The following is a 25,872-nucleotide window of genomic DNA, read 5'->3' as shown; positions in this document are numbered from 1 at the left end:
CCCGCACAGGCGGGAGTCCGTAAGCGCCGGCGTTCCGAATGCGGCCGAAACGTCGGCGGCTATGGATTCCCGCCTTCGCGGGAAGGACGGGAAGATGCGCTGACTCCGAATAACGGTCGGCTCCGGATTCGGCGGCCGCTCATCTGGCGGTGTGCAAGCATCGCTTTACCGCCATGATGCGTTTCGGTGATTGCGCGGCGGCACGGGCATGATAGCCTCCCCGCTTCCCCACGCGCTGCACGGGAGACGACATGATGGTTGCCGTTGCCACGAACCGCTATTCGATCCTTGCCCTGTCCGATGGGAACCCGCCGCCTGCGCTCGGCGAGGCGATCGACCGATTGCGCGCGACGCTGTTGCCGCTGGGGGGTGGAACCGATGCCGCCCGCAACATGCTGGGCGCGCGGATCGATCGCTTCGTGGAGGAAGCCGACCGGCAGGTAATCCTGCTGGCGCATGGCGCGGGCTGTCGCGCGGCGGCATGGTGGGCGCGGCTGTCGCCGTCGCATTATGTGCAGCGGGTGGCAGGCGCGATCCTGGTCGATCCGCTGGCCGACGACGTCGGCACCCGGTTCGCATCGCCCGCGACCTTGCTGCCGTTCCGGTCGATGACGCTCGACAGCACCGGTCGGATCGAGGCGCTGGCCCGCGAATGGGGCAGCGAGGTGATGCCCGGCGGGACGGCAGTGCGCGGCGGTGCGCTGCTGCGGCTGATCGACCGGTTGAGCGGTGCGGTGGTCGCGCATGATGTCAGGACGGCGGAGAAGCTGGCGGGGTTGGGGTAAGCGCCCGGCCCCCAACCCCGACCCCGTTCGGTTCGAGCAGCTTCGAGCTTGTCGAGAAGCGTCCGTCGAGAACGGGGTGCCCGGGGCACGGCCTTCTCGACTTCGGTTCTCGACAAGCTCGAACCTGCGCTCGAAGCGAACGGAGTGTGCGGAAGATACTCCGCAGTCCTACCCCCGCCGGCGCGGCATGAGCGCGTTGCGCATCGCGAAACTGGAATTGATCCGGGTGACGCCGGGCAGGCGCGACAGGATGTCGGTGTGCAGCGCCTCATAGGCCGCCGCCGATTCGACGGCGACGCGCAGCCAGTAATCCGACTGGCCGGTCATCAGCCAGCATTCCTGGATTTCGGCATGGCGGCGCACGGCCGCTTCGAAGCGGGAGAGATATTCCTCGGTCTGTCGCTCCAGCGTCACCTGCACGATGACCGTCGCGCCATGGTCGGCCGGATCGGCGCGGGTGACGACGGTGTAACCGCGAATGACACCGGCATCCTCCAGCAGCCGCACGCGGCGCAGACAGGCCGATGGCGACAGCCCGACCTCCGCCGCCAGCGCGTTGTTTGGTCGACGCGCGTCGAGCCGCAACAGGTTCAGCAATTTGCGATCGATGGCGTCGAGATTCATGTTCGTTGCGTTTGTGCCGCATTTCGTTGCGTAACGACGCTAATATGGCAGGGGATGCGGCACAATCGCAAAACCTGCGGTGAATTCGGCGCTACCTTGTCGCAACGGAGAGTAAGGAACCGATGGCATTGCTGACGATCGACCTGAACGCACTGGTCGCCAATTACCGGACCATCGCGGCGACCGTCGCCCCGGCGCGGGCGGCGGGCGTGGTGAAGGCCGATGGCTATGGCCTGGGCGCGGCGATCGTTGCCGATGCGCTGTACCGTGCGGGCTGCCGCGACTTCTTCGTCGCGCTGACCGGCGAGGCGAGCGCGCTGCGCCCTACCCTGCCCGCCGATGCGCGGCTGTTCGTGCTGAACGGGATCGCGCCGGGGGAGGAATCGGCGCTGATCGCCGCCGATGCCGTGCCGGTGCTGAACTGCCCGGCGGACATGGCGCGCTGGGGCGCGGCGGCGCGGATCAACGGGCGGCGGCTGCCCGCCGCGCTGCAGGTCGACAGCGGCATGTCGCGGCTGGGCATGACTGCGGCGGAGGTGGCGGCGATCGCCGCCGATCCGCGACAGCTCGCCGATATCGACGTGGTGCTGGTCATGAGCCACCTGGCGTGCGGCGACGCGCCGGACGCGAACGCCAACGATGCGCAGCGGGCGCGGTTCGACGAACTGGCGGCGATGCTGCCGGGTGCCGAGCGATCGCTGGCCAATTCGGGCGGTGCCTTTCTGGGCGGGGGCTTTCACGGCGACCTCGTGCGGCCGGGCATCGCGCTCTATGGCGGCGCACCGCAGGAGGACCGGGCGAACCCGATGCGGCCGGTCGTCGCGCTCGACGCGCGGATCGTGCAGTGGCGCGACGTGCCGGCGGGCACGGGCGTCGGCTATGGGCTGACCTCGGTTACGGATCACGACCGGCGGATCGCGACCTTGTCCTATGGCTATGCCGATGGCTGGCCGCGGATGCTGAGCAACCGGGGGGCGGCCTATGTCGCCGGGGTGCGCGCGCCGATCGCCGGGCGGGTGTCGATGGACAGCATCTGCATCGACGTGACCGATGTGCCGCTCGACCTGCTCGTCGGGGCGAGCCATGCCGAGCTGATCGGTCCGCACCAGAGCATCGACCAGGTCGCGGCCGATGCCGGGACCATCGCCTATGAAATCCTGACCAGCCTGCGCCACCGCCATGCCCGGCGGATCGTGGCGGTGCGCGAACAAGAGGACGCAACATGCGGATCGTGATCCTGGGCGCGGGGGTGATCGGCGTCACCTCCGCATGGTATCTGGCACAGGCCGGGCATGAGGTGGTCGTGATCGACCGGCAGGCGGGGCCTGCGCTGGAGACCAGCTTCGCCAATGCGGGCGAGATTTCGCCGGGCTATGCCTCCCCCTGGGCCGCGCCGGGCATTCCGGCCAAGGCGATGAAGTGGCTGTTCATGGAACATGCCCCGCTGATCCTGCGCCCGCAGTTCGACATGGCGATGCTGCGCTGGCTGATCGCGATGCTCGGCAACTGCAATGCGCGCGACTATGCGGTGAACAAGGGGCGGATGGTTCGGCTGGCGGAGTATAGCCGCGACAAGCTGATCGAGCTGCGCGCCGCCACCGGCATCACCTATGACGAACGTATGCAGGGCACGTTGCAGCTGTTCCGCGAGGAAAAGCAGCTGGCCGGAATCGAGAAGGACATCGCCGTCCTGAAGGCCGATGGCGTCGCCTATGAGGTGCTGGACCGCGCGGGCTGCATCGCCGCCGAACCGGGGCTGGCAGGCAGCAACCAGCCGCTGGCGGGCGGGCTGCGGCTGCCGGGGGACGAGACGGGCGACTGTTTCAAGTTCACCAACCGGCTGGCCGAGATGGCGGCGGCGGCAGGCGTCGAGTTCCGCATGGGCACCACCATCCGCCGCATGGTGCGACAGGGCGACCGGATCGTCGGCGTCGACACGGACCACGGCACCGTCACCGGCGACGCCTATCTGGTGGCGATGGGCAGTTTCTCGCCGAAGCTGGTCGCGCCGCTGGGCCTGAAGCTGCCGGTCTATCCGGTGAAGGGCTATTCGATCACCGTGCCGATCGTCGACGAAACCCGCGCCCCGGTGTCGACGCTGCTCGACGAAAGCTACAAGGTCGCGATCACGCGGCTGGGCGACCGCATCCGGGTGGGCGGCATGGCGGAGATTTCGGGCTTCAACAACGAACTGCCCGAAGCGCGGCGTGCGACGCTGGAATATTCGCTCGGCAGCCTGTTTCCGGGCGCGGGCGATACGTCGCGGGCAAGCTATTGGAGCGGGTTACGCCCGATGACGCCGGACAGCACGCCGGTGGTGGGCGCGACGAAGTTCGGCAACCTGTTCCTGAATACCGGCCATGGAACGCTCGGCTGGACCATGGCGTGCGGATCGGCGGCGGTGATCGCCGACCTGATGTCGGGCAGGCGCGCGGCGATCGAGACGGGGGATTTGTCGATCGCGCGCTACTCCTGAACCAAACGTCATCCCAGCGAAGGCTGGGATCTCCCGGTGACAGCACGCCGCAGGAGCCGCTTGAGACCCCAGCCTGCGCTGGGGTGACGTTGAAACTTCAAGGGTTTCTACCGCAGCAACGCCGTCAGCGCCGGGACCGTCAGCGGTTCGGCGCACAGGAATCCCTGATAGAGCTGACACCCCTCGGTCGCGAGCGCGTCGCGCTGCTCGACCGTCTCCACCCCTTCGGCGATGATCGTCAGGTCGAGCGAGCGCGCCATGTCGATCACCCCGCGCACCACCACCCGGTCGCGATGCGACCCGACGATATCCTGCGTCAGCCGCCGGTCGAGCTTGAGGTAATCCAGCGGCAAGGCCTTGAGATAGGCGAGGCTGGAATAGCCGGTCCCGAAATCGTCGATCGCGACCCGACACCCGGCGGCGCGCAATGTCGCGAGCAGACCCGCCGCTTCGCCCAGTTCGGCGATCAGCCCGCTTTCGGTAATCTCCACGGTCAGCCGGTCGCGCGGGAAACCGCTGTCGTCGGCGGCGGCCAGCAGGGTGTCGGCGAAGTCGGCCTGCGCCACATCCTCCGCCGTCACGTTGATCGACAGCCGCAGCCGGGAGAGCGGCCCATCCCATTCCGCCGCGATCCGCATCGCCAGATGCTGGACATGCGCCGACAAGGCACCCGCCAGCCGGGCGTGCGCGGCGGCGGCGAACAGCAGCTCGGCACCCAGTTCGCCCCGGTCGGGATGCTCCCAGCGCGCCAGTGCCTCGACCCCGACGATCCGCCCGGCGAGCAGGTCGACCTGAGGCTGGAACCGGACCGCGATTTCGCCCCGGCCGATCGCGCGATGGACCTCGCCCGCCAGCGCCTCGGCGCTTCCTCCGGCCGGCGGTCCTTCCGCATCGTCGGCCCGCGCACCCGGCAGGGCGCGCTGCACCCGAAGGATGAGGGCATCGCCCGCCTCCCCCGGTTCGGCCAGCGCATAAGCCTGTTGCAGGCTTAGCGTGACCATCGCGCTGCCGGCGACGAACGGCCGCGCCAATGCCTGCGCCAGCGCCGCCGCCAGCCCGGCATCGGCCCCGTGCGGCAGCAGCACCGCGAATTCGGTCCCGCCCAGCCGGGCCAGCGCGGCACGTGCAACACCCGCATCGCGCACCGCCTGTTCGATCCGCCGTTCGACCGCGCGCAGCAGCGCGTCGCCGACCACCCGCCCCTGTTGCCGGTTGACCGGATCGATCCCGCCGATCGCCAGCACGCGCAGGCCGGGCCGTTCGCCCGCGTCGATCCGCCGATCCAGCCAGCGCTGCGCCCCGGCGAGGTCGCGCACCGATCCCAGCGCCTCGCGCACCGCCGCGCCGATATTGCCGACGCGCGCCAGCGGTTCGATCAATGCGTGCAACCGCCCGCTATGCGGATCGCGCGCGACATGCTGCACCACCCGCCCCAGTCCCGGAAGATCATGGGCAAAGGCAGTGGCAGGCAGGTGATCGGTCAGCCGCCGCAGCGCCGCCAGCGCGATCCGCCGCCCCTCCGGCCCGAGCGACCGCAACAGCGCCCGCGGATCGCCGGTTTCGGCAAAGCCCGTCGCCTCCGCCAAGGCAGGCGTCAGTTGCAGCGTGCCGCGTTCGGCATCGTGCCGCCAGCCCAGCGGCGCGCCCGCGCCCGCCGTCGGATCGTGCCAGCCGCCGCCCATCCGCACGACATGCCGTTCGGCGGATCGCACCGCCTGCAACAGCACCTCCCCGCCGATCGGGCTGACGAGGAAATGGGTCGCCCCGGCATCGTGCAGCGCGCGCAGCCGGTCGGTATCGCCGCGCGACACCAGCACGAGCAGTGCATCGCCATGGCCGGCGGTACGGGCGAGTTCGGCCGTGGCGGCGATCCCTTCGTCGATCGCGCCGCGGGTATCGACGATGGCGATCGCCGTGCCGCTGGCGGCGACACGCTGGCGCAGGCCATCGGCGCGGCGGGCGGCAACGACCCGCCACCCGGCCCGCGACAGGATCGCGGCGAGTTCGTCGCGCTGCCGAAACGACAGCACGAACAGCGCGCGCTGCTGCGCCGCGTCATGGCCCGACCATGCGGTCAAATTCCACCCATGGACGCGGACTCTATGGGCACAAGCGGGCGGCGGCAATGGACAGCTTGTATGGTCCGTCGCGGCACCCTAGCTTAGGCCGCAATGTCCTGCGCCCCTTCCCTCATCGATGCGCATGGCCGCACCATCCGCTATCTGCGCATATCGGTTACCGACCGGTGCGACCTGCGCTGCCGCTATTGCATGGCGGAGGCGATGACCTTCCTGCCGCGCTCGAAGGTGCTGAGCCTCGAGGAGATCGCGTTGATCGCCGAGCGGTTCGTGGCGCGCGGGATCGACAAGATCCGCCTGTCGGGGGGCGAACCGCTGGTCCGGCGCGGGGTCACCGAACTGTGCCAGCGGCTGGGGCGGATGGTCGGGAACGGCCTGTCCGAGCTGACCATGACCACCAACGCCACGCGGTTGCGCGACCATGCGCCGGCGCTGGCCGGTGCCGGTATCCGCCGGATAAATGTTAGCCTCGACAGTCTCGACGCAGACGTGTTCCGCTACGTCACGCGGCACGGCGACGTGGCGCAGGTGCTGGACGGTATCGCCGCGGCGCGGGATGCGGGCATCGCGATCAAGATCAACATGGTGGTCCTGAAAGGGCTGAACGAGGATCATGTCGGCGACATGCTCGACTGGTGCGGGCGCGAGGGGCATGACCTGTCGCTGATCGAAACCATGCCGCTGGGCGCGATCGACGAGGACCGCACCGACCGGTTCGTGCCGCTGACCCGCGTGTTCGATACGCTGTCGCAACGTTTCACCCTGACCCGCGACAGCCACCAGACCGGTGGCCCGGCGCGTTACTGGCGCGTGGGCGAACATGGCAATCGCCTCGGCCTCATCTCGCCGCTGACCGCCAATTTCTGTGCGGGCTGCAACCGCGTACGGCTGACGACCGAGGGCAAGCTGTATTTGTGCCTCGGCCATGACGACCATGTCGACCTGAAGGACGCATTGCGCGAGGGCGGGATCGCGGCGGTCGATGCCGCGCTCGACGCCGCGCTGCCGCGCAAGCCCGCCGCGCACGACTTCCGCATCGAAACCGGGGCGGCGCCCGCCGTCGCCCGCCATATGAGTGTGACCGGCGGATGACGACGCGCCTTGCCCTGCTGGCCTCCCCCACCGCACAGGCGCGCGCGGCGGAGGAGACGCTGCGCGCGCGCTATGACTGGGTCGGGGTCGAGGATGCCGACCTGATCGTCGCACTGGGTGGCGACGGCTTCCTGTTGCAGGTGCTGCACATGCTGCTGGAGCGGCGCAATACGGTACCGGTGTTCGGCATGAACCTCGGCACGGTCGGGTTCCTGATGAACGAATGGCGCATGGACGAGCTGGACCGGCGGCTGGGCCGGGCCAAGCCGTTCCGCGTATCGCCGCTGACCATGACCGCGACGACGATGGACGGCGAGGTGCGCGTCCTGCCCGCGATCAACGAAGTCTCGCTGCTGCGCGAGACGCGCCAGACCGCGAAGCTGGAGGTGTCGCTCAACGACCGCATCGTCATGCCCGAACTGGTGTGCGACGGCATCCTGGCGGCGACGCCGGCCGGATCGACCGCCTATAACCTGTCGGCCAACGGTCCGATCCTGCCGATGGGGTCGGGGATGCTGGCGCTGACGCCGATCAGCCCGTTCCGCCCGCGTCGCTGGCGCGGTGCCATCCTGCCCGACAAGGCGCGCATCACGCTGCGCGTACTGGAGCCGGACAAGCGCCCCGTATCGGCCGTCGCCGACCAGCGCGAGGTGCGCGACGTGGCGCAGGTCGATGTCGCGGTCGACCGGGTGCGCGACCTGACCTTGCTGTTCGACCCCGAGCACGCCCTCGACGACCGCATCACCATGGAGCAGTTCGCCAGCTGATTTCAGAAAAATGAAATTAGGCGTTGCAAAGCCCGAATCCGCTGCTAAAGACGCGGCCTCGCAGTTGTTCCCTGATAGCTCAGCGGTAGAGCTCTCGACTGTTAATCGAGCGGCCGTAGGTTCGAATCCTACTCAGGGAGCCAGCGACACCCCCCGGCAGGACCGGGCGGACAAGGCGGGGCGGTTGCTCCGCCTTTGGTCGTTTAAGACCAATGTACCAGTGCAGTTTCGTCAGAGGGCGTTCAGCAACGGCTAATCTGATGTACGGCACGTTCCATCGGCTCATGTCCACGGACCCGAACCCCCGACGGATCGTTCTTGACGCAATGGAACATCGCCATGGGTCGGTAGCCATGGCGGCATTGGAGAAACTGATGTTGCTGCACCCTACCCCGCGTGCCCGCCTGCGGGCGATCGGCACTACCCTTGTCGGAGCGCTGGCGCTCGCCGCCTGCGCCACGCCCACCCCGTACCAACCGGCGTCCGGTTCGGGCTTCTATCGCAACGGCTATAGCGACCAGCAGATCGAGCCGAACCGCTATCAGGTCAGCTTTTCGGGCAACAGCCTGACGTCGCGCGAGACGGTCGAGCGCTATCTGCTCTATCGCGCCGCGCAGCTGACGCTGGAGCGGGGCTATGACTATTTCATCATGGCCGACCGCGACACCAACCTGCGCAGCCGTACCTATTCGACGCCGGGCGTCGGCGGCTTCGGTGGCTGGGGCGCGGGCTTCGGCTGGGGTGGATGGGGTCCGGCTTGGCGCTATCGCAGCCCGGCGTTCGGCTGGCGCACCTGGGACCCGTTCTGGGGCGATCCGTTCTTCGACCGCTCGGTCGATATCCGCACCGTCGACAAATATGAGGCGATGGCGGAGATCGTGCTGGGCCGCGGGCCGAAGCCGAACAACAACGTCCGTGCCTTCGACGCGCGTGCGGTGCTGCAGAGCCTCGGCCCGAGCGTGATGGAGCCGGAACCGCGCCGATAAGGGGCGCTGTGGTTTGAACGCGGAAAGGCCGCAGTTCCTGTGGGGAGCGGCGGCCTTTTTGTTGTGCGGTACTGTCGTTCGCTTTCTGCCGTATGGCTTCGCCCCGGCGAAGATTGGGGCCTCGCGCCGCGCGCGCAGGCTATCCGACAGTCCGTCCCTGCGGAGCGAGATCCCAGCCTGCGCTGGGATGACGGCAGTTGGAAAGCGACTCTTCTTCCGCAGAGACACGTATCCCCGCGCAGGCGGGGATCCAGAGCCGCAATCGCCATCGCCTGTAACCCTGGATCCCCGCCTGCGCGGGGATACGCTCCTGCAGCCTTACGCTACCAGCGCGCCGTGGCAGTGCTTGTACTTGCGGCCCGACCCGCACGGACAGGGCGCGTTGCGGCTGACGCGGCCTTCCCAGCTGGCGGGGTCGTCGCCCAGATCCTCGTCGGGCTGCGGCGCGGCCATCTGCAGCATCGGCACGCGGGTGGTGATGAGGCCGGGCGTCCCCTCCCCGCCCCAGCTGTCGTCCTCGCCGGTCAGCGGGTCGATATGCATCGTCAGGAAATCGGGCAGTTCCGGCAGTTCCGGCGGCGCCTGAAAATTGAAGTTCGCGTGCGCCATCGTGCGCGTCACGTCCTCGCGAATGCTGCCGAGCATCCGTTCGAACAGCGCGAACGCCTCCTGCTTATATTCGTTGATCGGCGTCTTCTGCGCGTACGCACGCAGGTGGATGACGGCGCGCAGCGCGTCGAGCATCGCGAGATGCTCCTTCCAGTGATGATCGAGCGTCTGGAGCAGGATCGACTTCTCGATCTGGGTCCAGCTGTCGGCATCCAGCTCCGACGACTTCGCCTCGACCAGCGCATCGGCCTCGGTACGGATACGCTCTTCGAGGGTTTCGGCGTCCAGACCGTCCTCGTTCGCGATCCATTCGGCGACCGGCGCATCGACGCCCAGCAGCTCCTGCGCCTGTTCGCGCAAGCCTTCGACATTCCACTGTTCGGGATAGCTGTCGGGCGGCACGGCGTCGCCGACGACGGTGTTGACCACCGCGTGGCGCATGTCGACCACGACATCGCCGACCGCTTCGGCGTCCATGATGTCGGCGCGTTGTTCGTAGATGACCTTGCGCTGGTCGTTCATCACGTCGTCATATTCGACGACCTGCTTGCGCACGTCATAGTTGCGCGCCTCGACCTTCTTCTGCGCGGTCTCGATCGCGCGGGACAGCCACTTGCTGCCGATCGCCTCGCCATCCTCGATATTGTTGCGCATCATCTTGGCGAACAGCGTGTCCGGCCCGAAGATGCGCAGCAGGTCGTCATCGAGGCAGAGATAGAAGCGCGACAGGCCCGGATCGCCCTGACGGCCCGAACGGCCGCGCAGCTGGTTGTCGATGCGGCGGCTTTCGTGGCGTTCGGTGCCCAGCACGAACAGGCCGCCGGCATCCAGCACCTTTTGCTTTTCTTCGATAATCTCCGCCCGGATGCGCGCGGCGGCGGCGTCATATTCGCTCGTCCCCTCGACCAGATCGGGATGTTCGTCGAGCATACGGAATTCGAGATTGCCGCCCAGCTGAATGTCGGTGCCGCGCCCGGCCATGTTGGTGGCGATGGTCACCGCGCCCAGTCGACCCGCCTGCGCCACGATATGCGCTTCGGATTCGTGGTAGCGGGCGTTCAGGACCTTGTGATCGACGCCTTCCTGCGTGAGGAATTCGGAGAGCAGTTCCGACTTTTCGATCGAGACGGTGCCGACCAGCACCGGCTGCCCCTGCGACGCGTGTTCGCGAATCTTCTTGGCGATGGCGCGGAACTTGTCGTCCAGCGTCTTGTAGAATTCATCCTCTTCGTCGACGCGGCGCACCGGCACGTTGGTCGGGATCGACACGACGTTCATCTTGTAAATGTCGAAGAATTCGGGCGCTTCGGTCGCCGCCGTACCGGTCATGCCCGAGAGCTTCGGGTACATGCGGAAATAATTCTGGAAGGTGATCGAGGCGAGCGTCTGGTTCTCCGGCTCGATATTCACGCCTTCCTTCGCCTCGGTAGCCTGGTGCAGGCCGTCCGACCAGCGGCGACCGTCCATCATGCGGCCGGTGAATTCGTCGATGATGACGACCTTGCCGTCCTTCACGATGTAATCCGTGTCACGCTTGAACATGACGTTCGCGCGCAGCGCCTGGTTCACATGGTGCACGACCTGCGTGTTTTCGAAGTCGTAGAGGTTGGCGCCGACCAGCAGCCCGGCATCCTCCAGCATCCGTTCGACCTTTTCGGTGCCGTCCTCGGTCAGCACGATCGACTTCTGCTTTTCGTCCTTCTCGTAATCGTCCGGGCTCAGCCGCTTCACGATCTCGTCGACCGAGCGGTACAGGTCCGACTTGTCGTCGGTCGGCCCGGAGATGATGAGCGGGGTGCGGGCTTCGTCGATCAGGATCGAGTCGACCTCGTCTACGATCGCGAAGTTGAACGGCCGCTGCGTCATCGACGCGCGGTCGAACTTCATATTGTCGCGCAGATAATCGAAGCCGAATTCGTTGTTGGTGCCGTAGGTGATGTCGGCACCATAGGCCGCGCGGCGCTCATGATCGGGGATGTTCGGCACGATCACGCCGGTCGTCAGGCCGAGAAAGCCATAGACCTGCCCCATCTGCGCCGCGTCGCGCCGCGCCAGATAGTCGTTGACGGTGACGACATGCACGCCGTCGCCCGGCAGCGCGTTGAGATAGCAGGCGAGCGTCGCGACCAGCGTCTTGCCCTCACCCGTGCGCATCTCGGCGATCTCGCCCCGGTGCAGCACGATGCCACCGACCATCTGCACGTCGAAATGGCGCATCCCCAGCACGCGGCGCGCGGCTTCGCGGACGGTGGCGAAGGCTTCGGGGAGCAGCGAGTCGAGCTTGGCCCCATTTGCCAGCTGCTCGCGGAACTTGGGCGTCTGCGCAGCCAGTTCCGCGTCCGACATGGCGGTCAGCGTGGGTTCGAAGCCGTTGATCTTGTCGACGATCGACCCGAGCGATTTGACGTAACGGTCGTTGGACGACCCGAACAGCGATTTGGCGAGGCCACCGAACATGGGCGAATTTCCTTAGGTGTACGGGAAGCGCGCCGCGATGCGTTCGCCGGCTGCGCTGAGATAAGGGGTCGGAAGGGCGCGGGTGCGCGCTATTCGTGGGTGCGCAGCGTGCGCGCGCGGACCGCGACAGGGGGCGCGGGCGTCAGGAACAGCGGCTGCGGATCACGGACCAGCGGCTGGGCGGGACGCGCGATCGCAGTCGACCCCGCCTCGACCATCGCGACTGCGATCTGCCCAGCGACAGCCTGTGCCTGCGCCACCTGCCGCGCATTCGCGACTCCCACGCCCGGGAGCAGGCCGGTCAGGCCCGTCAGCAGCGCGGAGAGGAACAGCAGCAAACGCAAGCGATACGTCCAGACGGTTTGGTTTCGCGACAGGATGCCCGGCCGCAAGCGGCCGAGACATAGGGAATGGGCGGCCCGGCGTCCAGCGGCGCGCGTCACTTCGCGGGCTGAAACGCGGTGGAGGTCGTCTTCACGATCCGCACCGGCTTGCCGCTTTCGGGGGCCATGTAGCGATTACCGACCGGACAATCCGTCGTTCCGTCATTCGAGCTAATTTTTCGACAGGTCTGCACCACGCCGGAAGGATCGATCGTCAGCTGCTCCTCGACAGTCCAGTTCGGTGGAATTTCCGAGGTCGGCGAGGTCGGCGAAGCGCTGAACCCATCCACCGTCTGTGACAGTGTAAAGGTCAGGACCCCCGGCCCGTATCCCTTGGCGACATCGCGCGCGGGGTAGGAATCGCCATATCTGGTGCAAACATCGAACTGGACGCTGGGGTCGCCGGCAAGGCGGCTGGTGCAGTCGGTGACGTTTCCGTCCGGCCCGATGACGATCCTGCTGATCGATTGGAAGGGCAGCAACGGCTGGCGATAGTCGGATGGCGGTTGCCAATTGACTCGCTGCTCCCATTCGCCCGTCACCGGCCTGCCGTGCTTGTCGGTAGCGGGTTTGAAAACACCTCTCAGCACCATTACTCGGCAGGTCGTCTGGTCCAGCAAGGCGCTACCGCTGGTTTCAACGATACGGCAACCTGTTGGGCGACCCGCCGGATTCACCGACAGCGCGAACTTCACGATCCCCTTTTCATCCTTGCGCAGCGCTTCTGCCGGAAAGTCGTCGTTCGTCACCCAACTGGCCGGATCGATCGGCTTGGGATCGGTCTGCCCCCAGGCTCCGCCGCCACAACAAAGCGTTGCAACCGCCGCGCCCATGCGTAGGAACCGTCGCATATCCCCCCCCTGCCCCGTATCCGGTGCAGGCTAGACCGGACACAGCGCCTATGTCGACTGCCGTATCCCCGCTCGCCACGCCCTTCCCCGCGCTGCCGCCGATCGGGGGCGTTACGCTGCGCGTCGCGCGGGCGCGGTACAAGAATTGGGACCGGTGCGACCTGACCTTCGTCACGCTGACGGAGGGAACGGCGGTGGCGGGCGTGCTGACCAACAGCAAATGCCCGTCGCCCGAGGTGGAATGGTGCCGCCGCGCGCTGGTGCTGGGCCGGGCGCGGGCGCTGGTGGTCAATGCGGGCAACTCCAACGCCTTTACGGGCGACCGGGGCCGCGCCGCCGTCGAGGCGATCGCCGCCCGCACCGCACAGGCGATGGACTGCCAGCCATCCGACGTCTTCGTCGCCTCGACCGGCGTGATCGGTGTGCCGCTGCCGATCGACAAGGCGGAAGCGGGCCTCGACGCCGCGTTCGTCGCCGAACCCTGTGGCTGGGAAGCGGTGGCGGAAACGATCGGCACGACCGACACCTTTACCAAGGGCGCGTTCACCACCGCGAAGGTCGGCGACCGGACGGTCAAGCTGTCCGGCGTCATCAAGGGGTCGGGCATGATCGCGCCCGACATGGCGACGATGCTGGGCTTCATCTTCACCGATGCGGCGGTCGATCCGGCGTTCCTGCAAAGCACGCTGGAGGCAGCCAACCGGCGGACCTTCTCCTGCATCACCGTCGATGGCGATACCTCGACCAGCGACACCGTGCTGGCGTTCGCGACCGGCGCGGCGGGGAACGATCCGATCGCGTCGTTCGACGATGACGGCGCGGATGCGTTGGCGGCAGCGCTCCACGACCTGTGCCGGCAGCTGGCGCATCTGGTGGTGCGCGACGGCGAAGGCGCGACCAAGTTCATCGCGGTGACCGTCGAGGGCGCGGAAAGCGACGGCAGCGCGCACCGTATCGCGATGAGCATCGCCAATTCGCCGCTGGTGAAGACCGCGATCGCCGGCGAGGACGCAAACTGGGGCCGCGTGGTGATGGCGGTCGGCAAGGCGGGCGAACCGGCCGAGCGCGACAGGCTGTCGATCCGCTTCGGCACGACGCAGGTTGCGGAAGGGGGCCTGGCGGTTTCGGGCTATGACGAAGCGCCGGTGGCGGCGCATCTGAAGGGGCAGGAGGTCGAGATCGGCGTCGACCTGCATTTGGGTGAAGGGCAGGCCACGGTGTGGACCTGCGACCTGACGCATGGGTATATCTCGATCAACGCCGATTATCGGAGCTGAGGGGTTCCGGGCTGTAGAAGGCCGGGAAGTGCTGGCGTTAGCGCGGCACGGGGTCCGGGTGCGGCACCGGCCTTCGTTGGAGTGGAATGGCGTCGGGCAGGCCTATTCCACGCCCCTAACCGTCACCCCGGACTTGATCCGGGGTCCCGCTTTTCTCACGGCTCGGTAGAGGAAGAAGCGTCACCCCGGGTCAAGCCCGGGGTGACGTGGGATTGGTCAGCGGCAGCGATGACGTCGCCGCCAGCAGCATCAGCCCAGTTCGCCTTCAAGCCACGCCTTCAACTGGCTCTTCGGCCGCGCGCCGAGCAGGTCGGCGACCGGCTGGCCGTTCTTGAACAGCTTGAGCAGCGGGATCGACTGCACACCCATCGAACCGGCGGTGTCGGGGTTGGCCATGATGTCGACCTTGGCGATCGTCACCTTGTCGCCCAGCTCGTCGGCGATTTCCTCCAGCGCCGGGGCGATCATCTTGCACGGGCCGCACCAGTCCGCCCAGAAATCGACCAGCACCGGCTTGTCGGACTGCAGCACGTCGGCGGAAAAGCTGGCGTCGGTAACGGTCTTGGTCGGCATGATAATCTCCTTGTTACGCTGATATCTATGATCTGGGGGTCGGCACCTCAAGCTTCGCGGGGCAAGCTTTGTTCCCCCGCCCCCAAGCCCGGCTTGTGCGCGTCGAGCAGCGCATCGGGCAGCACGAACATCCGCGGGCCGGCGGTGTAGAGCAGTGCCGCCTCCACGCCGTGATCGGGAAAGATCACGCGGAGCGCCGCGGCATAGGCGGCCATCTGGCGCAGGTGATAGACCGGAATGTCCGCCACATCGTCCGGCACCCGGCGGCCGGTCTTGAAATCGACCACGCGGACGGTGCGGTCGCCGATGCACAGCCGGTCGACGGTGCCCGCCACGACCTGCGTCCCGACGACCGCCGCGATGGGTGCCTCCGCCAGCGCGTCGGGCCCGAACAGGTCGGTAAAGTCCGGGTCGTCCAGCACCGCCATCGCATCGCGCGTCACGCGGCGGCGCAAGGCGGCATCCTCCACCCCCGCCGCACCGGCCAGCCAGCGTTCGGCCGCATCCGCTCGCTCGGCGCGCGGCACTTCGGGCAGGCGTTCGAACAGCTGGTGGAGCAGCCGTCCGCGCTCGGCCGCTGCGCGCATCGTCGCGGTCGGCGGCGGGTCGGACACCTCGTCCTCGCCAACGGCGGATGGCGCGAGGGGGCGCGGCGGGCGCGCCTCGGCCGGGGCCGGCGCGCGCAGCCAGCCGGGGATGGCCGTCGCGTCGGTCGGGGCGGTTGCCTTGCGCGCCTTGCCAGCGACCGGGGGCTGCGGGGTCAGCCCGGTAAAGACCCGGTCCCCGCCGTCCCCCTCGGCCACGCCCAGCGCGTCGAACGCGGCGGCGGCGGCGCTGTACCAGCTGAGCGGCGGCGGCACGCCCTTCGTCTTGGGGCTGGGCGCGCCGGCGATGACCAGCCGTTCCTCGGCACGGGTCGCGGCGACATAGAAGAGCCGCCAATGCTCCTCCAGATCGCTGCGGTCGCGCGCGGCAAAGGCGTCGTCGACCGGCGTGCCGCGCTCGCTCGCGCGCGGGCGGAACAGCGGGAATCCCGCACCGTCATGCCCCTCGGGCGACCAGTAGACGACATCGCGCTTGCTGTTGGTCGGATCGATCGCGGCATCGGCCAGCAGCACCAGCGGCGCCTGCAACCCCTTCGACCCGTGCGCGGTCATCACCCGCACCGCGCCGCCCGCACCGCCCGCGTCGCGCTTGATCTCCACCTCGCCCCGGTCGAACCATTCGACGAAACGCTGCAGCGACGGCGTGGCCAGCGCCTCGAACGACAAGGCGGCGTTGAGCAGTTCGTCGATCGGGTCGCGCGCTTCCTCGCCCAGCCGCGCGATCAGCTTGCGGCGTCCGTCCAGCTCGCCCGACAGCAATTCCTCGAGGAATCGATAGGGCGTGGCGAAATCGGCGCGGCGCAGGATGCGCGACAGCGGCTCGACCGCGTCGCTGTTCGTCTGGCGCAGTTGCCGCCACAGGCTCCCGCCCTTGCGCAGTGCCCCGGCCAGCAGCTGGTCCTGCGTCCAGCCGATCAGCGGCGAGACGAGCAGGCTGGCGAGGCTGAGGTCGTCGTCGGGCTGCAACGCGAACCGGATCGCGGCGAGCAGGTCCTTGACCGCCAGCGGCGCGTCGAGCCGCAGCCGGTCGACGCCCGCGACCGGCACCCCCTCGGCATAGAGCCGTGCGACGATCAGCGAGGCGAGGTCGCCGCGTCGCTTGACCAGCACCATGATGTCGCCCGGCTGGAGCATCCGCCCCTTGGACTCCAGCGGCAGCGTGCCGATCCAGCCGGCAATCTCGCGCGCGATCTTTGCGGCGATCACCCGCGTGACATCGTCGACCCAGCCTTCCTCGGCATCGTCGGGCGTCTCCACCACGGTCGGTGCCCAGAGGGTGACGGTGCCGGGGCCGGGCACCTCGCTATCATGGGTGTCGGGCGTGTCGATGCCCATGCCGGGATCGGGCAGCGCGGCGATGGCGGCGTCGACGAATTCCAGCACCGGTCGCGTCGTGCGGAAGCTGTGGGTCAGCGACAGCGTGTCGAGTTCGCGCGCGTCGCCACGATATTCGTCGGGCAGCGCGGCGCGGCGTTCGAAATCGACATGCGCCGCGCGGAAATAGATCGGGTCGGTGCCTTGGAAACCGAAGATCGCCTGTTTGTAATCGCCGACGACGAACAAGGTCCGCATTCCCGCCGCGCGCACCGCGTCGCCGCTGAAGAATTCCTCGACCAGCGAGCGGACGATCGCCCATTGCTGCGGATTGGTGTCCTGCGCCTCGTCGATCAGGACATGTTCGGTGCTCTGGTCCAGCTTGAACCGGACCCAGTCGCCGATGCCCGGTTGCGCCAGCAGGTTCAGCGTCTCGCGGATCAGATCGTCGAAATCGACCGCGCCGGCACGCCGCTTGGCACGGACATAGGCGTCGGCATAGGCCCGGCCGGCCGACAGCGCGTCGGCCAGCGCGTCGGCATAGCCCATCCGCCCGGCCAGCTCGATCAGCTCGCCCGCACGGGTCCCGACCGCATCGGCCAGTTCGTCATAATCGGGTTCGGCGGCGATCAGCTTGGCCGACGCCTTGCGCAGCGTATCGTCGGCGGTGAAGAAGATCTTGCGAATGTCGCGTACCCGCGCCGCACGTTCCGCCGGGCCGTTCGCCAGCCAGCCCATGATCGCCCCATGGGTCTTCTTGCCCGTCGCCGTGCCCCAGGACAGATTGGCGGCAGCGAGCCGTTCGAGCGCGTCGCAGTCGAATTCGTCGTCGCTGCACGCGTCGGCCAGCATCTCGTCGATCGGTCCGGACGGCAGGTCGAGCGCGCGGCGCAGGAACGGCTGAAGCCCGCTTGGCAGCTCAGCCATCGCCTGCGGTCGCTTGGCGCATTCGCGCAGGAAATTCTCGGCCGCGCCCTCGCCCATGCGCAGCGACATGGCGGCGATGGCGTCGCCGATCCGCGTGGAACCGGTCCGCTGTTCCTCGACCAGCAGTTCGGCCAGCGCCTCACGCGCCATGCCGGCTTCCTCGCGTGCCTCCAACGGGCGGAAACCGGGGACCAGACCCGCCTCGACCGGGAAACCGGCGAGCAGGCTCTGGCAGAAGCCATGGATGGTCTGAATGCGGACGCCGCCGCCGGGCGCGTCGAGGACGCGGGCGAACAGGGTGCGGGCGCGCGCCAGCAATGCCGCATCGTTCACATCCTCGCCCAGCGCGAACAGGTCTGCCTTCAGGTCGGCAGTCGGCAGGCGGACCCAGCGCGCCAGCCGGCTGGCGACGCGTTCGGCCATTTCCGCCGCCCCGGCCTTGGTAAAGGTCAGACACAGAATTGCCGCCGGATCGACCCCGCGCAGCAACAGGCGGAATACCCGCGCCGACAGCACATGCGTCTTGCCGGTGCCGGCGGAGGCCGACAGCCAGACATGGCGATGCGGGTCGCTCGCTGCCGCCTGGTCGTTCTTCAGCCGCTGGAGCGCGCGGACCTCACTCACGGCCATACCATTCGTCGCGGCGCATCAGCTGGTCATACTCGGCATAGGGGGCATATTCGGGCACCAGCTTGGCGACGAACGCCTCGTCGCCGGTCAGGAACCGGGCGACCGCCTCCTCGAAATGACGCTTGGCGAGCGCGACAAACTCTCCGGTAGCGATCCGTCCGCCGGTGCCGTTGGCGTTGACCGGGGTGGTCATCTTGCCGAAACTGTCCTTGTCCTTGATGAGCGACCAATATTCGAAAGCGCCGGCCGTCCCGCGGACTTGCGCGAAACAGCCGCGTTCGGCCATCAACCCCAACAGCCCGAGCTGCAGGCTGTAACCGGCAGCCACCGCCTTGCCGCTTGGTGCCTTGCCGGTCTTGTAGTCGATGATCGCCAGCATGCCGTCGGCGGCGCGGTCGATCCGGTCGGCCTTGCCCGACAATTCAACCCCGGCAATCTCCAGCACGCCGTCGCATTCGACCGCCGCCACGTCGCGCCCCTCGGCCAGCTTTTCCTGCGTCAGCGCCGCGACCCAGTCGATCGCCTCCTTGAGGCGCGGCACCCACAGCGCGCGGAGCAGCGGATGGGTGCGCGGGTCGTCGGACAGCGCCTGCAACCGCCGCCGGAGCTTCGCCGGGTCCAGCCCGTCCTCGCGCGCCCAGCGTTCCAGCACGCCATGCACCGCCGTGCCGCGCCACGCGGCGGTCGCATCGGCATCGACCGCATCCATCGGCGACAGCCGCAGCATCCGCCGCGCGTAGAAGGCATAGGGGTCGGCCTTGAGCCGGTCGACTTCGGTCACCGAAATTCGTCGCGGGCGCAGCGCCACCGGCGGACGCGGTGCCGGGCGCGACGCGGCGGCATAAGCGGCGGGCCGGTCGATCGCCCGCGCCCAGTCGCGCAAATGCCCGGCACGCGCCAGATTGTCGTCCAGCGCCTGCAACCGCAGCCACAGCCGCGACGCGATGGTAGGCGCGGTCGCGTCGCGCGCGGCGCGGGTCAGCACCACATCGGGCGCACCCATCGCACCGGCAAAGTCGTGCGCCGCCAAACCGATGCGCCGCTCCAGTCCCGGCAACCCCAGATCGGCACGGATGCGCGGGGCGAGCCACGGATCGGGCGACGGCAGCGCTGGCCACACCCCCTCGTTCAGCCCGCCGAGGATCATCAGGTCGGCGGTCTGCAAGCGTGCTTCGAGCAGACCGAGGATCGCGAGGCGAGGATGTGCACCCTGTGGTGGGCGCACCGCCACCTCGTCCAGCAACGTGCGCAGCAATGCGGGCAGTGCGCGCGGATCGACCAGCGGCGGGCCGATCGCCGCCTGCTCCTCCAGCGCGGCGATCAGTTCGGCGGCGGCGCGCCCGTCGGGGCGGCTCCACACCGCATCGCCGGCCAATGCGCTCGCCGTCTCCCGCAGCACGGTCAGGAGCCGGACCAGCGGCTGCGGCCCGGCAGCGACGATATCGGCCAGCGGGGTCAGCAGCGGGCAGGCGACCTCCCAGAAGCTCGCCGCCGCCGTGCGGATCGCCGCGTCGCGCGGTTCCCCCTCGCGCAGATGACGGTCGATCCCGGCCAGCCCCGGCGCAGGGCGCGGCCCGCGCAACGCCCGATCGAGCCGGCGAACCCCGTCGAGCCACTGGACGCGCTGTTCCGCCTCGCCGCTCTGCACCAGCGGATGTTTCAGCAGGGACAGGAGCGCGACGGGCGCAAAGGCCTGCGCCGCCGCCTCGACCAGCGCCAGCAGCAATGTGCCGGGGGCGAGCAGCGACAGCGGCTGTCCGGCGGAATCGTCGACGCTGACGCCCCAGCGCGCCATGTGCGCCGCCACCCGCCGCGCCAGCATCCGGTCGGGCGTCACCAGCGCGGCGGTGCGGCCGGGCGTCTCCAACGCCTCGCGCAGCGCGACGGCGATCGCCTGTGCTTCTTCGGCCGGCGTCGCCAGCTCGACCATCCGCACGCCCGACAAGCGGCGATCGGCGGCGGGGACGTCGATCCAGTGATGGGTCTGCTCGGCCGGGCTGAGCGCGGTGGCGATGGCACGGCTGCGCGTCGGGGTCGCGTCATGTTCGCTCGCCGCCTGCCAGCGGACAAATTCATGGCGGTTGACGCCCATCCGGTCGAGCAGCAGCTTCAGGTGATATTGCGGGTGCGTCTCGATCGACCGCTTGCGCCGGCCGGTGACGGGATCGGGAGCATGGGGGCCGAGCGACGCCCATTCCTCGTCATCCATCGCCAGATCGAGGCCGGGCAGCACGACCATCCCGCGCGACAGGCCGGCCACGCAGCGCTGGATGCGGGCGATGGCCGGCGCGTTGGTCGCGATGCCGGCCGCGCAGACGAACCCCTTGGGCGGATCGACCGACCAGCGCGCACACAGCCGCCCGAGCAGCCGGGTCCGCCGGTCGGCCAGGTCGATCCGCCCCAGCGCCGCCAGCTCGCCCGGCCAGCGGTCCAGCACGATGCGGAATAGCTCCAGCGACCGCTCCCAATGCGCCGACAGCGTCTCGTCGAGGTTCAGGTCACGTAGCCGCGCCGGATCGACCTCTTCCACCAGCAGCTGGTCGAGCGTGGCGGCGAGATCGCCGGCGAGCCGCACCGCCTCCGCCGCATCGACCGGGCGGCCGGCGCGCTGGCGCTCCTCGGTCACCAGCCGGGCGAGGATCATCCGTCGCGCCAGCGGATCGATCGCGGGCGGGATCGGTTGCTGGTCGGCCGGGTCGGCGAAACTGCCGATCCCTTCGTCCAGTTCGGGATCGCCGATCGCGACCAGGCGCGGCAGCAGCAGCCCGCCGCCGCTGGCGCGTACGAACGCTTCCTGAACGGTCCGCTTGGCGCGGTTGGTGGGCACCAGCACCATGCCCTGCGCCAGCGCCAGCCGGTCGCCGCCGAACCGGCGGATCAGCCCGACCGCCAGCGCGTCGGCGAACGCCCGGTGGATCGGGATGGTGTAGAGACCGAGGCGTCTGGCCTCAGCCATCGGCGAGAACCGCCTCCGTCATCGCGATCGCGCCCGGCGTGCCGACATCGAACCACAGCCCCTGATGCGCGACGCCATATGCGCGCCCCGCCTCGATCGCGCGGTTCCAGAACAGATTGGTCGAAAACGCCCCTTCGGGCCAGTCGGCGATGACGCGCGGCGACAATATCTGCACGCCGGTAAAGACATAGGGGGCGAGCCGGCCGGGCTTGCGGCGGCCGGTGATGCGGCCCATCGCGTCGATATGGAAATCGCCCTGGCCCCGATGGCCGTGCGCCAGCGCCTGCGGCACCAGCAGCAGGAGCGCGTCCATCTTCGCATCGTCCCACAGGCTGCTGAGCAGACGGATCGAATCGACCGGGCCATCGACCCACAGATTGTCCGAATTGACGCAGACGAACGGCTGGTCGCCAATCAGCTCGCGCGCCTTGACCAGCCCGCCGCCGGTCTCCAGCAGCTTCGTGCGTTCGTCGGACACGGCGATGTCGATGCCCTTCACCCGGTGCTTCAGATGCGCTTCCATCGCATCCGCGAGGTAATGGACGTTGACCACCGCACGCTTGACCCCCGCCCCGCGCAGCCGGTCGAAGACGTGATCGATCAACGGCTTGCCCGCCACCTCGACCAAAGGCTTCGGCCGCATCGCGGTCAACGGGCGCATCCGCTTGCCCAGCCCCGCCGCCATCACCATCGCGGTTTCGGGCACCGCCGCTTGCGGATGGGGGCGGATCGAACGGAGGGTGGTCATGCGAGTTCCTGCGGATCGCCGCGCTGTGCGGGCGGGATGTTGAGATCGAACCAGCGCGCGACCCCGGCAAGCGCCGGGTGGGTCAGGTCACGCTCCAGATAGCGCCAGACGCGCGGGCACAGCGCGCCATAGCGCGGCTTGCCGTCGCGCCGCCACAGCCGGGTAAAGATGCCGAGAATCTTCGCGTTCCGCTGCGCGCCGAACAGGTGATAGGCGGCGTCGAACCCGTCCCCCACCCCGGTCGATTCGCGGTAGCGGGCGAGCATCGATGCCTCGACCACCGCGGGCACGTCGCGCCGCGCATCCTGCAACAGCGACACGAGATCATAGGCGGGATGCCCGGCCAGCGCGTCCTGAAAATCGAGCAGCCCGAGCCGCGCATCGTCCAGCAGCATCAGATTTTCGGCATGATAGTCGCGCAGCACCGTGACGACCGGCATCTCGGGCAACGCATCGAACGCCGCATTCCATGCCGCGACATAGCCCTCGGTATCGACCGACAGCCCCAGCGCGTCGCAATACCATTCGATCAGCAGGTTCGCCTCGCGCAGGATGAACGCGCGGTCATAGGGCGGCACGGGCGCGGGTTCATGGCGTTGCAGGCGCAGCAGCTGGTCGACGGCGGCGGCATAGAGCCGGCCCTCGCTTTCGGGCGCGGCGTCGACCGTCTCGCGCATCCGCATGTCGCCGAAATCCTCCAGCAGCATGAAGCCTGCCGTCGCATCGTCGGCCAGAATGGCGGGCGCGGCAAAGCCCCGTTCGCCCAACCACGCCGCCATATGCGCGAACTTGCGGGTATCCTCGGGCGGCGGCGCGTCCATCAGCACCGCGCTGCGCCCCGCCTCGATCACGCGGTAATAGCGGCGGAACGACGCATCGACCGCCAGCGGCAAGATCTGCGCATCGCCCCAGCCGGCGTCGGTCAGAAACGGGACAGCCGCATCGCGCGGGTTCAGGTCAGCGGCCATCGGCTTTCCCAAGCGTCCGGCACGCGCGCTGTCAAGCGCCGCCCGCCGGCGTCGTCGAACGCCAGCGTCAGCCACAGCGCGTCCGGCCAATGGTCGTCGCCCAGCCGTTCGGGCCATTCGACCAGCAGCAGCGCATCGTCCGCCTCGTCCAGCCCCAGTTCGAGCGCTTCATCCCGGTCCTCGATCCGATAGAGATCGACGTGCAGTACGCTCAGGCGCACCTCGGGCGGATCATAGGGCTGGACGATGGCGAAGCTGGGCGACGGCGCCTCGCCCGCCAGCCCCAGCGCCGCCAGCACGCCGCGTGCGATACTGGTCTTGCCCGCGCCCAGCGGCCCCGACAGCGCGATGACGTCGCCCGGCCGCACCACCGCCGCCAGTTTCGCGCCGAACGCGTGCGCCGCCGCTTCGTCCGCCAGATGCATCACGGCTCGCGCGGCAGGTCGATGGTGACCAGCGTACCCACGCCCTTCTCCGACACCAGCTCGATCGTGCCGCCATGCGCCTCGACCGCCTGCCGTGCGAGCGGCAGGTCGAGGCTGAGCGCCCGCTCCCCGACCCGCGTCGCGCCGGCCTGCGCGAACCGGTCGAACGCGCGGGCCACCGCGTCCTTCGACATGCCCGGCCCGTCGTCCGACACCACGATCCGCGCGCGCTGCGTATCGCCATCGACATGCAGCAGCACGCGCCCGCCCTGCCGCAGGCCACCGATCGCATGGTCGAGCAGATGGCCGACCGCCTGTCGCAAGCGCCGCGCATCGCCCAGCATCACGCCGGCCGTCGGTGCGATCTCCACCGCCAGCTCGACTCCGCGTGCCGCCGCCGCCGCGCGCGCCGCGTCGGCGGCCTCGGACGCGATCATCTTCAACGGCACCGTCGCGCGGGCGACCGGCGTGGTTTCGTTGGCGGTCAGGTCGAGCGTATCGTCGATCAGCCCCCCCAGCCGCTCGACCGATTCGAGGATCGCATCGGTGTAGCGCGCGCCGTCCGCCGTCAGCTTGCCGGCATAGCCCGCCTGCAACATCTCGGCGAAGCCCTTGATCGAGGTCAGCGGCGTGCGAAGTTCATAGCTCATCGACGCGACGAACGCGGTCTTGACCCGATCCGCCGCCTCCAGCGCCTCGTTGCGGTCGCGCAACGCCTGTTCCATCCGCCGGCTGTCTGAAATGTCGAGCATCGTCAGCAGCGCATTGCCATCGGGCAACGGGACCGCGCCGAATTCATAATGCCGCCCATCGGCCATGGCGAAACGGCCCGATCGCTGCATCCGCTGTTGGGTGGCGAAGCGGACCAGTTCGGGGATCAGCGCCGCCTTGCCGGGGCTGGCAAGGTTCTCGGCAACCCGCTCCGCCAGCGCGTCGACGCGCGGGTGGCCGTCGAGGAACGCATCGTCCAGCCCCCAGACCTGCCGGAACTTCGCGTTCCAGATTTGCAACCGGCCGTCGGCCGCGAACACGCCCAGCGCCTCGAACAGATTGTCGAACGTCGCGGTGCGGACGCGCAGCAGCGTGTCGCGCGCGCTGGCCAGTTGGACCTGTTCGGTGCGATCCTCGAAGATCAGCAGCAGGCCGCCTTCGGGCAGAGGCTGTGCGACGACACGCAGATGCGTGCCGCCGGGCAGATGCCACTGCTCCTCGATCGCGCCCTCGGCGGCGCGGAACCAGTCGCGGCGCTCCGCCTTCCATCCCGGAAAGTCGCGGACTTCGGGCAGGCGCTTGGCCTCGCGCATCCGGTCGAGCACCCGGTCGAATTCGGGCCGGTCGGCCAGCCATTCGGGCTTCATCGCAAAGGTGCGGCCGAACGGCTGGTTGTAGAAGACGAGCGTGCGGTCGGGCGCGAACTGCGCCACGCCTGCCGACAGCCGGTCGAGCATCGCGCGCTGCGCCTCGCGGCTGCGCTTCAGCCGGCCGCGCGCCTCCTCGATCTCATGCACGTCGATCGCGAAGCCGCCGGTGCCGCCGTCGCGCAGCGGCATATCGTGGACGCGCAGCATCCGCCGTTCGCCGTTGATCGTCGCCGGCATCGCCGCCGCCTGCGGCTGCCCGGTGTCGCGCGCGATCGCCGCACTGGCCAGCGGGCCGCCCATGCCGACGCCCTCGACCAGTTCGACCTGCCGCGCGATCGCCTCCGCCGCATCGCTCGCATCGACCGCGCGGACATAGGCGGTGTTGACCATGGCGAGCCGCAGCGAATCGTCGCGATACCACATCGGCATCGGCGCAGCCTCGATCAGGCTGGACAGCGCATCGAACGCGGCGCGATATTCCTCCGCCTCCGCGCCCAATGTCGCGATCTCGTTATGGAATTCGGTCGCGTCGAAGAACCAGACCAGCACCCCACCCGGCGTGTTGAGCGCCGCCGGTGCCCGGTCCCCGATCGCGAACAACGACCGCGCCGATCCGGTCGCGCGGACGACGGTGCGGAACGGCTTGCCCCCGCGCAGCGCAGCGGTGATCGCATCGACCAGCCGGTCGGCACTGCCCGGCTCCAGCCCGCTATCGGCGCTGCCCAGATCGGCGAGCGACACCGGCATGTCGCTGCGGCCCAGCCGGTCGGCAAGCGGCTGGTCGAGCAGCAGCCGGCCATCGGCGCGTACCACCATCGCCAGCGCGGGCGACGCCGACAGCGTGGCACTGAGCGAATCGAACAGTGCGCCCTCCGCCGCCGCCTGCCGCCGCGCGGACAGGCCGGTATGCAGCATCCACACGCTCGCGCCGATCAGCAACGCCAGCACGACGCCGGTCAGCACGGCCGTCATCAGGGTCA

19 protein-coding genes and 1 tRNA gene are annotated in these 25,872 nt (G+C 68.9%); 8 read left to right on the top strand and 12 right to left on the bottom strand.

Features of this window, described 5'->3' with window-relative positions; translation table 11 throughout:
• The first annotated feature begins 251 nt into the window (after positions 1 to 251).
• Entirely contained in the window at positions 252 to 785 is a 534-nt protein-coding gene (locus tag MF609_RS13400; RefSeq protein ID WP_242416789.1) for an alpha/beta hydrolase, read from the top strand.
• Positions 786 to 953: 168 nt separating this feature from the next.
• Here MF609_RS13400 and MF609_RS13395 read toward each other — a convergent pair whose 3' ends face one another.
• Positions 954 to 1,409 (bottom strand): Lrp/AsnC family transcriptional regulator, encoded by a 456-nt coding sequence (locus tag MF609_RS13395; RefSeq protein WP_066694480.1) that lies wholly within the window; start codon positions 1,407 to 1,409, stop codon positions 954 to 956.
• 122 nt (positions 1,410 to 1,531) lie between these two features.
• On the opposite strand from MF609_RS13395, the gene alr reads away from it, so the two are divergent.
• Together alr and MF609_RS13385 are read left to right on the top strand one after the other, a co-directional pair.
• Positions 1,532 to 2,644 (top strand): alanine racemase, encoded by a 1,113-nt coding sequence (alr, locus tag MF609_RS13390; protein ID WP_242416788.1) that lies wholly within the window; start codon positions 1,532 to 1,534, stop codon positions 2,642 to 2,644.
• Positions 2,632 to 3,885, top strand: a complete 1,254-nt coding sequence (locus MF609_RS13385; protein WP_242416787.1) for a D-amino acid dehydrogenase — start codon at positions 2,632 to 2,634, stop codon at positions 3,883 to 3,885. Before alr ends, MF609_RS13385 begins: the two co-directional genes overlap by 13 nt.
• Positions 3,886 to 3,992: 107 nt before the next feature.
• On the opposite strand, the gene MF609_RS13380 is transcribed toward MF609_RS13385, so the two are convergent.
• A complete protein-coding gene (locus tag MF609_RS13380) occupies positions 3,993 to 5,963 on the bottom strand; it encodes an EAL domain-containing protein (protein WP_242416786.1) in 1,971 nt (656 codons plus the stop codon).
• 93 nt (positions 5,964 to 6,056) lie between these two features.
• Here MF609_RS13380 and moaA point away from each other — a divergent pair, with 93 nt between their 5' ends.
• From moaA to MF609_RS13360, 4 genes are all read left to right on the top strand, one after another.
• A complete protein-coding gene (moaA, locus tag MF609_RS13375; RefSeq protein ID WP_242416785.1) occupies positions 6,057 to 7,055 on the top strand; it encodes a GTP 3',8-cyclase MoaA in 999 nt (332 codons plus the stop codon).
• Positions 7,052 to 7,822, top strand: a complete 771-nt coding sequence (locus MF609_RS13370; protein WP_242416784.1) for an NAD kinase — start codon at positions 7,052 to 7,054, stop codon at positions 7,820 to 7,822. Before moaA ends, MF609_RS13370 begins: the two co-directional genes overlap by 4 nt.
• Before the next feature lie 68 nt (positions 7,823 to 7,890).
• Positions 7,891 to 7,965, top strand: a tRNA-Asn gene (locus MF609_RS13365).
• Positions 7,966 to 8,175: 210 nt separating this feature from the next.
• Complete coding sequence (locus tag MF609_RS13360; protein WP_242416783.1) at positions 8,176 to 8,808, top strand: CC0125/CC1285 family lipoprotein; 633 nt, start codon at positions 8,176 to 8,178, stop codon at positions 8,806 to 8,808.
• Positions 8,809 to 9,126: 318 nt separating this feature from the next.
• On the opposite strand, the gene secA is transcribed toward MF609_RS13360, so the two are convergent.
• The 3 genes from secA to MF609_RS13345 all read right to left on the bottom strand — a co-directional run bounded on the left by secA (position 9,127) and on the right by MF609_RS13345 (position 13,090).
• Positions 9,127 to 11,874 (bottom strand): preprotein translocase subunit SecA, encoded by a 2,748-nt coding sequence (gene secA, locus MF609_RS13355; protein ID WP_242416782.1) that lies wholly within the window; start codon positions 11,872 to 11,874, stop codon positions 9,127 to 9,129.
• An 89-nt stretch (positions 11,875 to 11,963) separates the two neighbouring features.
• A complete protein-coding gene (locus tag MF609_RS13350) occupies positions 11,964 to 12,218 on the bottom strand; it encodes a hypothetical protein (protein WP_242416781.1) in 255 nt (84 codons plus the stop codon).
• A gap of 95 nt (positions 12,219 to 12,313) precedes the next feature.
• Complete coding sequence (locus MF609_RS13345) at positions 12,314 to 13,090, bottom strand: energy transducer TonB (protein ID WP_242416780.1); 777 nt, start codon at positions 13,088 to 13,090, stop codon at positions 12,314 to 12,316.
• A 68-nt stretch (positions 13,091 to 13,158) separates the two neighbouring features.
• Between MF609_RS13345 and argJ the strand changes: the two genes are divergently transcribed.
• Positions 13,159 to 14,385, top strand: a complete 1,227-nt coding sequence (gene argJ, locus MF609_RS13340; RefSeq protein ID WP_242416779.1) for a bifunctional glutamate N-acetyltransferase/amino-acid acetyltransferase ArgJ — start codon at positions 13,159 to 13,161, stop codon at positions 14,383 to 14,385.
• Positions 14,386 to 14,634: 249 nt separating this feature from the next.
• Here argJ and trxA read toward each other — a convergent pair whose 3' ends face one another.
• The 7 genes from trxA to MF609_RS13305 are packed head-to-tail and all read right to left on the bottom strand — an operon-like array spanning position 14,635 to position 25,864.
• A complete protein-coding gene (trxA, locus tag MF609_RS13335) occupies positions 14,635 to 14,958 on the bottom strand; it encodes a thioredoxin (protein ID WP_055760313.1) in 324 nt (107 codons plus the stop codon).
• A 47-nt stretch (positions 14,959 to 15,005) separates the two neighbouring features.
• Entirely contained in the window at positions 15,006 to 18,434 is a 3,429-nt protein-coding gene (gene addA, locus MF609_RS13330; protein ID WP_242416778.1) for a double-strand break repair helicase AddA, read from the bottom strand.
• A complete protein-coding gene (gene addB / locus MF609_RS13325) occupies positions 18,421 to 21,390 on the bottom strand; it encodes a double-strand break repair protein AddB (RefSeq protein ID WP_242416777.1) in 2,970 nt (989 codons plus the stop codon). Before addB ends, addA begins: the two co-directional genes overlap by 14 nt.
• Positions 21,383 to 22,138, bottom strand: a complete 756-nt coding sequence (locus MF609_RS13320) for a nucleotidyltransferase family protein (protein WP_242416776.1) — start codon at positions 22,136 to 22,138, stop codon at positions 21,383 to 21,385. Before MF609_RS13320 ends, addB begins: the two co-directional genes overlap by 8 nt.
• On the bottom strand, positions 22,135 to 23,094 hold the full coding sequence (locus tag MF609_RS13315; RefSeq protein WP_419723085.1) for an aminoglycoside phosphotransferase family protein: 960 nt from the start codon (positions 23,092 to 23,094) through the stop codon (positions 22,135 to 22,137). The genes MF609_RS13320 and MF609_RS13315 overlap by 4 nt, the downstream gene beginning before the upstream one ends.
• A complete protein-coding gene (tsaE, locus tag MF609_RS13310; protein WP_242416857.1) occupies positions 23,091 to 23,531 on the bottom strand; it encodes a tRNA (adenosine(37)-N6)-threonylcarbamoyltransferase complex ATPase subunit type 1 TsaE in 441 nt (146 codons plus the stop codon). Before tsaE ends, MF609_RS13315 begins: the two co-directional genes overlap by 4 nt.
• On the bottom strand, positions 23,531 to 25,864 hold the full coding sequence (locus MF609_RS13305) for a sensor histidine kinase (protein ID WP_242416856.1): 2,334 nt from the start codon (positions 25,862 to 25,864) through the stop codon (positions 23,531 to 23,533). Before MF609_RS13305 ends, tsaE begins: the two co-directional genes overlap by 1 nt.
• Between the last annotated feature and the right edge of the window lie 8 nt (positions 25,865 to 25,872).

The sequence above is a fragment of the Sphingomonas panni genome (assembly GCF_022664435.1).
GTDB classification, from domain to species: domain Bacteria; phylum Pseudomonadota; class Alphaproteobacteria; order Sphingomonadales; family Sphingomonadaceae; genus Sphingomonas; species Sphingomonas panni.
This window is presented reverse-complemented; position numbering and strand designations above follow the sequence as displayed.

What these genes read in the sequence shown, in the direction of transcription:
- MF609_RS13400 (WP_242416789.1), top strand. Translation starts at nt 252, where the DNA reads ATGATGGTTGCCGTTGCCACGAACCGCTATTCGATCCTTGCCCTGTCC.
- MF609_RS13395 (WP_066694480.1), bottom strand. Translation starts at nt 1,409, where the DNA reads ATGAATCTCGACGCCATCGATCGCAAATTGCTGAACCTGTTGCGGCTC.
- alr (WP_242416788.1), top strand. Translation starts at nt 1,532, where the DNA reads ATGGCATTGCTGACGATCGACCTGAACGCACTGGTCGCCAATTACCGG.
- MF609_RS13385 (WP_242416787.1), top strand. Translation starts at nt 2,632, where the DNA reads ATGCGGATCGTGATCCTGGGCGCGGGGGTGATCGGCGTCACCTCCGCA.
- moaA (WP_242416785.1), top strand. Translation starts at nt 6,057, where the DNA reads ATGTCCTGCGCCCCTTCCCTCATCGATGCGCATGGCCGCACCATCCGC.
- MF609_RS13370 (WP_242416784.1), top strand. Translation starts at nt 7,052, where the DNA reads ATGACGACGCGCCTTGCCCTGCTGGCCTCCCCCACCGCACAGGCGCGC.
- MF609_RS13360 (WP_242416783.1), top strand. Translation starts at nt 8,176, where the DNA reads ATGGCGGCATTGGAGAAACTGATGTTGCTGCACCCTACCCCGCGTGCC.
- secA (WP_242416782.1), bottom strand. Translation starts at nt 11,874, where the DNA reads ATGTTCGGTGGCCTCGCCAAATCGCTGTTCGGGTCGTCCAACGACCGT.
- MF609_RS13345 (WP_242416780.1), bottom strand. Translation starts at nt 13,090, where the DNA reads ATGGGCGCGGCGGTTGCAACGCTTTGTTGTGGCGGCGGAGCCTGGGGG.
- argJ (WP_242416779.1), top strand. Translation starts at nt 13,159, where the DNA reads ATGTCGACTGCCGTATCCCCGCTCGCCACGCCCTTCCCCGCGCTGCCG.
- trxA (WP_055760313.1), bottom strand. Translation starts at nt 14,958, where the DNA reads ATGCCGACCAAGACCGTTACCGACGCCAGCTTTTCCGCCGACGTGCTG.
- addA (WP_242416778.1), bottom strand. Translation starts at nt 18,434, where the DNA reads ATGGCCGTGAGTGAGGTCCGCGCGCTCCAGCGGCTGAAGAACGACCAG.
- addB (WP_242416777.1), bottom strand. Translation starts at nt 21,390, where the DNA reads ATGGCTGAGGCCAGACGCCTCGGTCTCTACACCATCCCGATCCACCGG.
- MF609_RS13320 (WP_242416776.1), bottom strand. Translation starts at nt 22,138, where the DNA reads ATGACCACCCTCCGTTCGATCCGCCCCCATCCGCAAGCGGCGGTGCCC.
- tsaE (WP_242416857.1), bottom strand. Translation starts at nt 23,531, where the DNA reads ATGCATCTGGCGGACGAAGCGGCGGCGCACGCGTTCGGCGCGAAACTG.
- MF609_RS13305 (WP_242416856.1), bottom strand. Translation starts at nt 25,864, where the DNA reads ATGACGGCCGTGCTGACCGGCGTCGTGCTGGCGTTGCTGATCGGCGCG.